Below are 11,022 nucleotides of genomic sequence, written 5' to 3' on the forward strand. Positions count from 1 at the left end.
CAGATTGTTCGAGATTTATCGAACCTTGCCACACCCGGAATCCCCGGACAACCCAAAGCTGTCTTACATCATGCCGTTGGGGTGCTGCCCCATATCCATGCCATCCATGATCATGGCCTTGTGGTGCGGATCATCGAGATGACATTCATGGTCCTGAAGCTCTTCGCCCGATCCATGATCAAGCACATGCGCCATGTCATCGAGCAGGATGAACCCGCCATGCTTTGCCGGCGTGATGACGAGCGTGTGGATGGACATGTCATCAGCGGCAATTACCCGGAACGGCGACGGCTCCAGAGACGTCACGATCCGCGCCCGGTAGGGATGACCGTACAGCGAGACCAGAGACCAGTCCTCGGTGATCATGTTCTTGTCGAGCTCGGCACGGGCATAGGACGTCAGGCAATCCAGATGGATGTGCAACTGGTCCTGCGTGCGCCCCGGACGCGAATTGATCGCCATCGACAGATGCGAATCAGGAATTTCAAACCCGTAGGACTGCGCCACATGGGCACGCTGTCCCCAGGCTTCCGCAAAATAATTCGGCGTCTCAGGCTTCAGCAGACTTGGATCTTCAACGCCTGGGACCTTCTGCGTCGGGATCACCAGATACTGGCCGCGTCCGGTCTGATCTTTGAGGAGAGCATAGCCATCCTTCTCGTCATAAACCGTGCAGGGCTTGTGATCCGCATCCACAGCACAACGCCCGTGAACGACCTTCCACAACGCACCTCGATCATGGGACTTTCCGCAACCGGACAACCCGAAAACCACTGCCGCCGCTACAAAACCAAATCTGGCCGCCGTCCCGTAATCCCGCAAAGTCATTCTTCCCTAACCTGACATTCAAGCTGCATCGCAGCCGCCAGCCTCTCGAAGCGACGTCGGACCGCACTGCCCGCCGCCCGCACACTGCGCGCGCCCAGAACCAGCACGAGCGTTCCGTCTTCCACGAGAAGCCTGCACTCATCGAGCAGGACTTTTGTTCCCGCGCAGAGTGTATAGGCCAGCCTGAGCGCAAGGCCCAGACGCACCGCCCGGTCAATCTCTGAACGCGACAGAAGCTGCCGGGAAGGTTCAATCAGGGGAGAGTCCATCGAGACTTCATACCGCACGGCGAGCGTCAGGCCGATAAAAGCCCGAGCCGTATGATCGAAGCCCACACCATGCCCATACATCACCCGTCGGTAGGTCTGCTCGACCCGATATTCCGGATGATCGTAAGAGCCGATATCGGAGAGCATACACGCCAGTTGGCGCAAGCGCTTCTGGGTGCGCGTCTCGTCGCGGAACAGCGGTGCCGTCCAGCTCACCAGCGCTTCAGCCAGCGAGGCGCTGCGGGCCAGACGATTGGCCATCTCCGTTGCCAGATCCGTCATCGGATCAAGATCCGCGACCGAAGACGCCACGTGGCGCATATACCAGCCTTCGCGCAGGCCATCGACACTGAACACGACCTTGGACGGACGGACCCGCTCCATCAGACAACGCAGCACGACCGCCGCAAACGGCGCATCCGCCAGACGCTTGCGCGGGGCACCCGGCATTTTCTCAAGGGTCCGGCGCGGGGAACTGATGACCCAGTCCGCCATTTCCCGCGCTTCCCCCTCGGAAAGGGTAAACAGATGCACGAGGTTTAATGGATACTGCGTCCGCGCGATCTGAAGCCGCGCCAGCGCACGAAACGCCCCGCCCACGAGATAAAGCGGCCGCCCGGTCATGCCCGGCAGCCAGTTAACCTCCGCGAGAAGCTCGTTCGCAATTTCCGCTGCCCGCTCAATGCTGCCCTTGGCACGATCATGCAGCCGGATCACGCCCAGCTTCGTCGTCACGGCTTCAAAATACTGGCTGTCCGCAACATGGATCAGTTCCAGAGAACCGCCACCAATATCCGCAACCAGTCCATTCGCTTCCGGCAGCCCACACAGAACGCCACGGGCCGCGTAGTCGGCTTCTTCGGTCCCTTCCAGAACGCGGATCGGCACGCCTGGCATCCGCGCTCGGATGGCGTCCACGAAATCCGGCCCGTTGGTCGCATCGCGAACGGCTGCGGTGGCGAGAACCTCAAAAGGCTCGGCCCCCATGGCACGGGCGACGGCATGGAACCGCCCCAGCACGTCCATCGCCAGCGTAACGCCCTCGTCATTGAGGCGCCCGGTCACATCCAGCCCGCGCCCCAGCTTGAGCGTGGCCTTCTCGTTGAAAATCGGAAGGGGATTGCGCGTCACCCCTTCAAAAACAACCAGCCGGACCGAGTTGGACCCAAGATCGACAATGGCGGAACGCTGTGCAGATGAGGACATGAAAATCAGTCTTCCAAAATCCTGTCGGGCCGCTCACGGGGGCGATGTGCCTCCGGAAGGACCTTCTCCCGCGCAGCCGAGCCTCGGCCGGACAGGGACGGATTGTTCATGAAGTATTCGTGGGCGGAGAACGGATGTGCGCCCGGCGAAACCCGATGCCAGTAGCCGTCCCTCGTGAGCGTCCAGCTCTGAAGGTTGTCCTTGATGTTCATCGTCATGATCTGGCCAAGAATCTGCGCATGGACCGTCGGGTTCGTGATGGGCACCATGGCTTCTACCCTCCAGTCCATGTTCCGCACCATCCAGTCTGCCGAAGAAATGAAAACTTTTGCCTTGGCGGACGGCATCCGGTGGCCGTTTCCGAATGCGAAAACCCGCGCATGCTCCAGAAAACGCCCGACAATCGACTTGATTTCGATATTATCCGAAAGCCCCGGCACACCGGGCCGCAGACAGCAGATTCCGCGAATAATCCCGATAATTTTCACTCCGGCCTGCGAGGCTTCGTAGAGCTTGTCGATCAGTTCGGCATCCACGAGGCTGTTCATTTTCAGCCAGATCCGCCCCGGACGCCCCTCCTTCACATGGTCGATCTCATCCTGAATGAGCTGTTCCAGCGTGGAGCGAATGGTGATGGGCGAGAAGGCCAGCGCATCCATTTTCGCGGGGATGGCATAGCCCGTCATGTAGTTGAACAGGCGCGCCGAATCTGAAGCCAGCTTCGGGTCACAGGTGAAGAACGACAGATCCGTATAAATCCGCGCCGTGATCGGATGGTAATTACCCGTCCCGAAATGCGCGTAAGAGCGCAGCGAGCCGTTCTCACGACGCACCACAAGGCTCAGCTTGGCATGGGTCTTGAGATGCGCGAAGCCGAACACGACCTGCACGCCCGCCGCTTCAAGCGCACGAGACAGGCGGATATTGGCTTCCTCGTCAAACCGCGCCCGAAGTTCGACCATCGCCGTGACCGACTTCCCGGCCTCTGCTGCTTCAATCAGCGCATGAACAATCGGGCTGTCACGGGACGTCCGATAAAGTGTCTGCTTGATCGCCAGCACATTCGGGTCCAGCGCCGCCTGACGCAGGAACTGCACCACCACATCGAAGCTCTCGAACGGATGATGGACCAGCATGTCCTTCGCCCGGATCGCAGCGAAACAGTCGCCGTCATAATCCAGAACCCGCTCGGGAAAGCGCGGCGTGTAGGCCGGAAAAACCAGATCCGGGCGGTCATCCACGATCAGCTGCTTGAGATCGGTCACGCCGACAAAGCACGGCAGGACGACAACGTCCTCCTCACCCACGCCCAGCTCTTCACCCATCTCACGACCCAGCGTGTCCGGCAGCTTGCGGTCCAGCGCGAGATGAATGCATACACCCCGCCGACGCTGTTTCAGCGCCGTTTCATAAGACCGAACCAGATCTTCGGCCTCGTCCTCGAACTCCACATCCGTATCGCGGATCACGCGCAGCACGCCCGCCGCCCCGATCACCAGCCCCGGAAAAAGGCGTCCGGCGAAGAGTGTAATGAGGTCTTCGAGCAGCACGAAGCGGATTTGGTCCGGCGTCTCCTGCCCTTCCTTCAACCGCGCCGGAAGCCGCAGGAAACGCGGAACCTGTGCGGGAAGCAGGATCAATCCGTCCATCACGTGAGTCGAAGAGGCCGCGTCCTTCAGGCGCAGATGCAGCGCCAGACCCATATTCGGGATGAAGGGCAAAGGATGGGATGGATCGACCGCCATCGGCGTCAACACTGGGAAAACCCGCTCGTCGAACAGCATGGAAAGCTGCGCCAGATCCGTCTCATCCAGCGAGTCGGTCGGCAGGATGACGATCCCTGCGTCCTTCAGCTCCCCTTCCAGCACATGCCAGACGCGCTGTTGTTCCGCCAGAAGATGCCGCGCCTTCTGCCGCACCTGTGAAAGCTGCTGGATGGGGGTCAGTCCGTCCGGACTGCGCACGACCATACCTTCGCGCACCTGTCCCACAAGCCCGGCCACACGCACGGAATAGAACTCGTCCAGATTGCTGGAACTGATCGAAAGAAACCGTACCCGCTCCAGCAGCGGATTGCGGGTATTTTCGGCCTCTTCAATGACGCGCTCGTTAAAATCCAGCCAGGACAGTTCCCGGTTCAGGAAACGCTCCGGCGACGTTACCATACGTGCGTAATCTTCTGCCCGGATAGCGGGAGTCTGCCGACGACGGCTGCGGTTCTGGGCTGGAGTGACTGCACTGCGGGGCTTGCGGGGAGAGCGGCGGCGCGGCACGGGCCGGGAATCTTCAGTCGTCACAATAGGGCCTTCCGGAACACACGGATTTACAAATCGCATTAACGGTCATGCCTTGGGATAGGCATGTCAAACAGAGTTTTTGTGTCACGTTCGCGACACCTACTCCTCAGGCATCAGCAGATCCGGCAGCATTTCCAGCGCCAACGCCCGCGTGATGGGCTGCTTGCGCACCAACGCCGCCTCGTCCAGCCGTTCCACTGCCGAAACCAATGCGTTGCCCGTCCGGGGCAGATGACGCCACAGCCAGTCCGTCACCGATTGCGACACGACAAGCTGCCGGTCTGCCAGCAGCGACAGGAGCAGCGTCGCCCGCAGATCGTCCTCGGGTTCGCCCGTCGCGGTCGTGGCTGTCGCCCGCAAACGGCTCGCAAGATCGGGCAGCATGAAATGACTGCGCGACGGCGGCAGGCGGCCCGCCATCAGAACGCGATCGCCTTGGGAGAACGCATCATTGAGCAGATGCAGCATGGTCGCCTCGTCGCCCGGCGAATCGGCATTGTCGATGGCAAGATTTCCCTGAACCCGGATCCGCCCTCCCGCCGAAGACTTGGAAAACAGCCGGGCATCCAGCACCGTAGCGTCATGTTCGTGCGCCCATACCGTCAGGAGATGCGTCTTCCCCGTTCCCGAAGGGCCCCACAGCCACAAACGCCCATCTGGCCACTGACTGCGCGCAAGCCATGCCCGTGCCGCCACATTCGACGGACCATTGATGAAACGATCGGACGTCATCGCCGTCACCCGACGCAGCGGAAACGCCATCTGGGTGGCTACGGGCCTTCCGGAAACCCCGTCCACATCCCGTTTCGTCATCGCAGCCCCCTTTTTCATGCCGTAACACCGTCAAACAGGCGTTCCGCCAGCGCGCAGGATGCTCTAGAACGGCGTCACGTCAACCAGCGGGAACCTTTCGACCATGACCGATCAGCCTGATATCGCCCCCGGCTCGAGCCACAGCACGACTGGCGGCGCAAGCTACGCACAGGCCGGCGTGGATATTGCCGCAGGCGATGCACTGGTCGACGCGATCAAGCCCGCAGCCAAAGCCACGAACCGTCCCGGCACAATGGGCGGCCTCGGCGGCTTCGGCGCGCTCTTCGATCTGAAAGCCGCAGGCTTCACCGATCCCGTCCTCGTCAGCTGCACCGATGGCGTCGGCACAAAGCTGATGGTCGCCATCGAGGCCGGCAAGCATGATGACGTCGGGATCGACCTCGTCGCCATGTGCGTCAACGACCTCGTCGTACAAGGCGCCACCCCGCTGTTCTTCCTGGACTATCTCGCCACCGGAAAGCTCTCTGTCGAGGCCGCGGCTACGGTCGTCAAGGGCATTGCCAAGGGTTGCGCCGAGTCCGGCTGCGCTCTCGTCGGCGGCGAAACGGCTGAAATGCCCGGCATGTACGCCCCCGGCCATTACGATCTCGCAGGCTTCAGCGTGGGTGCTGCCGAGCGCAACAACCTGCTTCCCGCCAACATTGCCGAAGGCGACACTCTGATCGGCCTGCCCTCCTCCGGCGTTCATTCCAACGGCTTCTCGCTGGTCCGCGAAGTCGTGCGCCGCTCCGGCCTCGGCTGGAACGATCCCGCTCCCTTCGCCGAAGGTCACACGCTGGCCGAAGCCCTGCTGACGCCCACGAAGCTCTATGTCCGCACGGTTCTGGACCTGCACGCCAAGGGCCTGCTGAACGGCTGCGCCCACATCACAGGCGGCGGCCTGCCGGGCAACCTACCGCGCGTCCTGCCTGAAGGTCTTGGCGTCCGCGTGGACGGCTCCGCATGGGTCGTTCCGTCCGTTTTCCGCTGGCTGGCCAAAACCGGCAATGTGGCGGCTGACGAAATGCTCCGCGTCTTCAACTGCGGCATCGGCATGGTGCTTGTCACATCCGAGCCGGAAAAGGTCATGGCGGAACTGGATGCGCGCGGCGAAACCGGTTTCCTCATGGGCCAGATCGTCCGCTCCGACGACGCCTACACCCTGACCGCACCGGTTTCCTTCGCATGAAGAAGCCGCCTGTCAGAAACAGAGCCAAAGCCCCGCCTAAAAACGCGCCTAAAAAAATCCAGAAGGTGCCTGTCGCGATCCTTATCAGCGGTCGCGGCAGCAATATGCGCGCGCTGATCGAAGCCTGCGCCCGACTGGACTATCCCGCCGAAATCGTGCTGGTCCTCAGCAACCGACCGGACGCCCCGGGCCTTCAGGTCGCCGAAAACGCGGGCCTGAAAACCCTCGTCATCGACCACAAGCCGTTCGGTACGGACCGCGAAGCCCATGAACGGGAAGTCGATGCAGCCCTTCAGGCCTCCGGCGCCATGCTGGTCGTCCTCGCGGGCTATATGCGTGTCCTGACACCATGGCTGGTCAAGGCGTGGGAAGACAGGATGCTCAACATCCACCCGAGCCTCCTGCCCGCCTTCCCCGGCCTGCACACCCATGAAGCCGCCCTCAAGGCTGGCGCAAAAGAACATGGCTGTACCGTCCACCTCGTGACTTCCGGTGTGGATGAAGGCCCTATCCTCGGACAGGCCAGCGTTCCCGTCCTTGAAACCGATACGCCGGAAACCCTTGCCGCCCGCGTGCTGGAACAGGAACACCTCCTCTACCCGGACGTGCTCGAGATGATCTGCGACGTTTTTGCGAAGTAAAAGACGTCCAGCGCCTCCAAACAAAAAAGGCGCGGACCGAAGTCCGCGCCTTTTTTGTTGAGAACAGATTACCTGTCGTAAAAATTACGGCAGAATTTCCGTCTCGGCGAAGAAGAAGGAGATCTCGTTCTTCGCGTTCTCAAGGCTGTCGGAACCGTGCACGGAGTTGGCTTCGATGCTCTCGGCGAACAGCTTGCGGACGGTGCCTTCAGCAGCATCGGCCGGGTTCGTCGCGCCCATGACTTCGCGGTTCTTGGCGACAGCGCCTTCACCCTGCAGAACCTGCACGACAACCGGCTCGGCAATCATGGAGGACACGAGGCTGCCGTAGAACGGACGCTCCTTGTGAACCGCATAGAAAGCGCCAGCCTGCTTCTCGGTCAGGTGGATGCGCTTCTGGGCGACGATACGCAGGCCGGCGTCTTCAAACACGGCATTGATCTTGCCGGTCAGGTTACGCTTGGTCGCGTCGGGCTTGATGATGGAAAGCGTGCGCTCGAGAGCCATCTTTCTTCTCCTGTTAGGACCGGTCCTCGCTGGACCAGCGGGTCAATACCGCCGTTCCACTAGAGCAAATTCATCGTTCCTGATAGGTCTGTCGCAGTATTTTAACCGACCTGTTTCTTTTCTTCTGACTGATCGAGGCGCCCGTGAGCCTGCTCACCATCACCGACCTGACCCTCCGCATCGCGGGCCGCTCCCTGCTGGACAACGCGTCCCTCAGTGTGGACCCGGGACGCAAGATCGGCCTGATCGGCAGGAACGGTGCCGGAAAATCCACCCTTCTGGCGGCAATTGCTGGTGATTTCGCGCCGGACGGCGGCGCCATCACGCTCGCCGCCCGCGCCACAATGGGCCGCGTCAAACAGGAAACACCCTCCGGCAGCACGTCCATTCTTGATACAGTCCTCGAAGGCGACCTCGAACGCACACGCCTGCTCTCGGAAGCCGAAACCGCGACCGATCCTGTCCGTATCGCCGACGTCCATGAACGCCTCATTGCCATCGATGCCTACACCGCCCCCGCCCGCGCAGGTGCCATCCTGTCCGGCCTTGGTTTCGATCAGGACGCGCAGAATCGGGCGGTTTCGGATTTCTCGGGCGGCTGGCGGATGCGCGTTTCGCTCGCGACTGCCCTGTTTCTGAACCCCGACCTGCTGCTGCTCGACGAACCAACGAACCATCTCGATATCGAAGCCACGCTCTGGCTGGAATCCTGGCTCGCGAAATTCTCGGGTGCCGCGATCATCGTCAGCCATGACCGCTCCCTGCTCGACAACACCGTCGATGCTATCGCCCATCTCGATCACCAGAAAATCAGCGTTACCCCCGGTGGCTACGACAATTTCGTCCGCATCCGCACGGAACAGGCGCTTCAGCAGAACCGCGCTGCCGAGCGCATCGCGGCCCAGCGCGCGCATATGCAATCCTTCGTGGACCGCTTCCGCGCCAAGGCCACCAAAGCCAAGCAGGCGCAGGCCCGTCTGAAAGCGCTCGAACGCCTTCCCCAGATCGAGAGCGTCGTGGAAGACACCCCCACCCGCTTCTCTTTCCCCGAACCGCAGCCTTTGCCGCCCCCGATGCTGAGCCTGAACAATGTCAGCCTTGGCTATGACGGGCGCGTCGTGCTCAAGGGACTGAACCAGCGTCTGGATATGGAAGACCGGATCGCCCTGCTTGGTCAGAACGGCCGCGGCAAATCCACTTTCGCCAAGCTGCTCGCCGGTCGGCTGGAGCCCATGTCGGGCACCTACAGCCATTCGCCCAAGCTGAAAATCGGCTATTTCGCCCAGCATCAGAGCGACGAACTCGTCCTGACCGACACGCCTATCGACCATATGAGCCGCGCCATGCCGGACGCGCTTCCCGCCGCCGTCCGCGCGCAACTTGCCCGGTTCGGCCTTGATGAAAACCGTGCAGAGACAAAGGTCGGCGAACTCTCTGGGGGTGAAAAGGCACGTCTGCTCCTCGCCCTGTCCACCCGCGAAGCCCCGCATCTGCTGATCCTCGATGAGCCGACCAACCATCTGGATCTGGACGCCCGTGACGCTTTGATCCGCGCCCTGTCAGCGTTCGAAGGCGCGGTCGTCCTCATCAGCCATGACAGCCATCTTGTGGAATCCGTCGCCGACCGTTTCTGGCTGGTCGAAGACGGTACGATCTCTCCTTTTGACGGCGACATGGCCGAATACCGCGCCTGGCTTCTCGAACGGGCCCGCAAAGCGCGTGCCGAGATGGCGGAACGTAGCAAGGCCGCCACGGCGTCAGCAGATGGCGGCACAGCGTCTGCTCAGAAACGCATCGACCGCAAGGAACAGACCCGTGCCCTCGCCCCGCTGCGGCGGAAAATTCGCGATGCCGAAGCAAAAATGGCACAGCTTTCCGGGGAAAAGAAAAAGATCGAAGCCCGGCTGGCCGATCCTGCTCTCTACCAGTCCGGTGATGCTGGGGAACTGACATCCCTGAACGTGCATCTTGCCGCGCTCAACGCCACGCTCGAAACCGTCGAGGAAAGCTGGCTCGAAGCGCAGGCCGAACTGGAAGATGCAACGGCCTGAGCCGGGCCCATTGACCCTCCTTCCCCCGCCCCATAAGCCAGTTGCCAACGACTGAGCCTCAGGACTGACACCCCCATGCGCATCTCTTTTTCCGATCCGGCAGAACGCAGCGAAACGGAACCCCGTGCGCGGGAACTGTCCAAAATTGCCGGGCTGATGCGGATCACGCTGGCCCTGACCCTGATGCTGCTCGCCATCTGGTTGATCGGCGATGTTCTGGCCGTGATCTTCGCCTCCGCCCTCGTAGCCGTCGTCCTGCACGGACTGGCCCGTATGCTCCGGCGTCACGTTCCCGTCATTCCCTATCAGGGTGCGGTCGCTCTCGTGACCGTGGCAATTCTCGTCGCCATGATCGGCCTTGGCTGGAGCAGCGGCCCTTCCATCAGTGACCAGTTCATCCGCCTCAAACAGGCACTGATCACTCAATCCGGTGAACTCCGCTCCCATCTTTCCGGCTCCACGATCGGCCAGATGGTCCTCGACCACCTGCCTTCGTCCCTCGGCGGAAACGCCCCCGGAACCGGAGGCCTCGGCTCTCTGGGATCAGGACTTGCAGGCTCGGTCACAGGGCTTCTCAGCAGTGTATTCGGTATCCTAGGAACGCTTCTGGTCGTTCTGATCGCCGGTTTGTATTTTGCCCTCAGCCCGGCCGTTTATATTGACGGAATGATCCGCCTCGTTCCCACGCAGCACCGTCCCGCCGCGCGTGAACTGATGCTGACCGCCGGGTCCACGCTCTGGGCCTGGACCGCCGGGCAGGCACTGGACATGCTCGTGGTCGGCATCCTCTCAGGCGTCGGCCTGTCGCTGATTGGCGTGCCGCTTGCACTGGCGCTCGGCGTCGTGGCAGGTCTGTGCAATTTCATACCCTATATCGGCGCCATTCTCGGTGCCGTGCCTGCCGTCCTGCTGGGGCTGTCGCTCGGCACGCATGAGGGCCTGTTCGTCGCCATTCTCTACTGCGTAATACAGTTCTTCGAGGGCAATGTCCTTGCCCCGCTGATCCAGCGCCGCGCCGTCCATATGCCGCCCGCCATGGCGATCCTGTCGCAGACGGTTTTCGGCTCCATTCTTGGTGCTCCCGGCCTGATCCTCGCCTCCCCCATCACCGCGGCCCTTCTGGCGATGGGCGACAAGGCCACGGCCCCGCTGGAAGACGAAAACCAGACCCGCCGTGATGTCGGCGAAGTTACGGAAGAAGAAGAGAAACAGCAGAAATAA

The 11,022-nt window shown here is 61.7% G+C and carries 9 protein-coding genes; 4 read left to right on the top strand and 5 right to left on the bottom strand.

The window, feature by feature from the left end; genetic code table 11:
- Positions 1-63: 63 nt before the first annotated feature.
- The 4 genes from GKO01_RS00820 to GKO01_RS00835 all read right to left on the bottom strand — a co-directional run bounded on the left by GKO01_RS00820 (position 64) and on the right by GKO01_RS00835 (position 5,431).
- On the bottom strand, positions 64-828 hold the full coding sequence (locus GKO01_RS00820; protein WP_099285226.1) for a CDP-diacylglycerol diphosphatase: 765 nt from the start codon (positions 826-828) through the stop codon (positions 64-66).
- Positions 825-2,303, bottom strand: coding sequence for a Ppx/GppA family phosphatase (locus tag GKO01_RS00825; RefSeq protein ID WP_099285228.1), 1,479 nt, complete (start codon positions 2,301-2,303; stop codon positions 825-827). Before GKO01_RS00825 ends, GKO01_RS00820 begins: the two co-directional genes overlap by 4 nt.
- A 5-nt stretch (positions 2,304-2,308) precedes the next feature.
- Complete coding sequence (locus GKO01_RS00830; RefSeq protein ID WP_244901289.1) at positions 2,309-4,468, bottom strand: RNA degradosome polyphosphate kinase; 2,160 nt, start codon at positions 4,466-4,468, stop codon at positions 2,309-2,311.
- 231 nt (positions 4,469-4,699) lie between these two features.
- Positions 4,700-5,431: a DnaA/Hda family protein gene (locus GKO01_RS00835; protein ID WP_244901268.1), complete on the bottom strand. Its 732-nt coding sequence runs from the start codon at positions 5,429-5,431 to the stop codon at positions 4,700-4,702.
- A gap of 85 nt (positions 5,432-5,516) precedes the next feature.
- On the opposite strand from GKO01_RS00835, the gene purM reads away from it, so the two are divergent.
- Entirely contained in the window at positions 5,517-6,602 is a 1,086-nt protein-coding gene (gene purM, locus GKO01_RS00840) for a phosphoribosylformylglycinamidine cyclo-ligase (RefSeq protein ID WP_099285232.1), read from the top strand.
- Positions 6,599-7,243 (top strand): phosphoribosylglycinamide formyltransferase, encoded by a 645-nt coding sequence (gene purN / locus GKO01_RS00845; RefSeq protein WP_099285234.1) that lies wholly within the window; start codon positions 6,599-6,601, stop codon positions 7,241-7,243. The genes purM and purN overlap by 4 nt, the downstream gene beginning before the upstream one ends.
- 84 nt (positions 7,244-7,327) lie before the next feature.
- Here the strand turns inward: purN and ndk are convergent, their stop codons facing one another.
- Positions 7,328-7,750, bottom strand: coding sequence for a nucleoside-diphosphate kinase (ndk, locus tag GKO01_RS00850; RefSeq protein ID WP_062030848.1), 423 nt, complete (start codon positions 7,748-7,750; stop codon positions 7,328-7,330).
- A gap of 143 nt (positions 7,751-7,893) precedes the next feature.
- Here ndk and GKO01_RS00855 point away from each other — a divergent pair, with 143 nt between their 5' ends.
- Positions 7,894-9,801, top strand: a complete 1,908-nt coding sequence (locus tag GKO01_RS00855; RefSeq protein WP_099285236.1) for an ABC-F family ATP-binding cassette domain-containing protein — start codon at positions 7,894-7,896, stop codon at positions 9,799-9,801.
- A gap of 75 nt (positions 9,802-9,876) precedes the next feature.
- Positions 9,877-11,022 carry an AI-2E family transporter gene (locus GKO01_RS00860; RefSeq protein WP_099285238.1) on the top strand — a complete coding sequence of 382 codons (1,146 nt, stop codon included), beginning with the start codon at positions 9,877-9,879 and terminating at the stop codon, positions 11,020-11,022.

Source organism: Gluconobacter kondonii (assembly GCF_002723995.1).
Classification (GTDB): Bacteria; Pseudomonadota; Alphaproteobacteria; order Acetobacterales; family Acetobacteraceae; genus Gluconobacter; species Gluconobacter kondonii.

Excerpts from the sequence above, each read along its gene's own strand:
- GKO01_RS00820 (WP_099285226.1), bottom strand. The coding sequence starts at position 828 with ATGACTTTGCGGGATTACGGGACGGCGGCCAGATTTGGTTTTGTAGCG.
- GKO01_RS00825 (WP_099285228.1), bottom strand. The coding sequence starts at position 2,303 with ATGTCCTCATCTGCACAGCGTTCCGCCATTGTCGATCTTGGGTCCAAC.
- GKO01_RS00830 (WP_244901289.1), bottom strand. The coding sequence starts at position 4,468 with ATGGTAACGTCGCCGGAGCGTTTCCTGAACCGGGAACTGTCCTGGCTG.
- GKO01_RS00835 (WP_244901268.1), bottom strand. The coding sequence starts at position 5,431 with ATGAAAAAGGGGGCTGCGATGACGAAACGGGATGTGGACGGGGTTTCC.
- purM (WP_099285232.1), top strand. The coding sequence starts at position 5,517 with ATGACCGATCAGCCTGATATCGCCCCCGGCTCGAGCCACAGCACGACT.
- purN (WP_099285234.1), top strand. The coding sequence starts at position 6,599 with ATGAAGAAGCCGCCTGTCAGAAACAGAGCCAAAGCCCCGCCTAAAAAC.
- ndk (WP_062030848.1), bottom strand. The coding sequence starts at position 7,750 with ATGGCTCTCGAGCGCACGCTTTCCATCATCAAGCCCGACGCGACCAAG.
- GKO01_RS00860 (WP_099285238.1), top strand. The coding sequence starts at position 9,877 with ATGCGCATCTCTTTTTCCGATCCGGCAGAACGCAGCGAAACGGAACCC.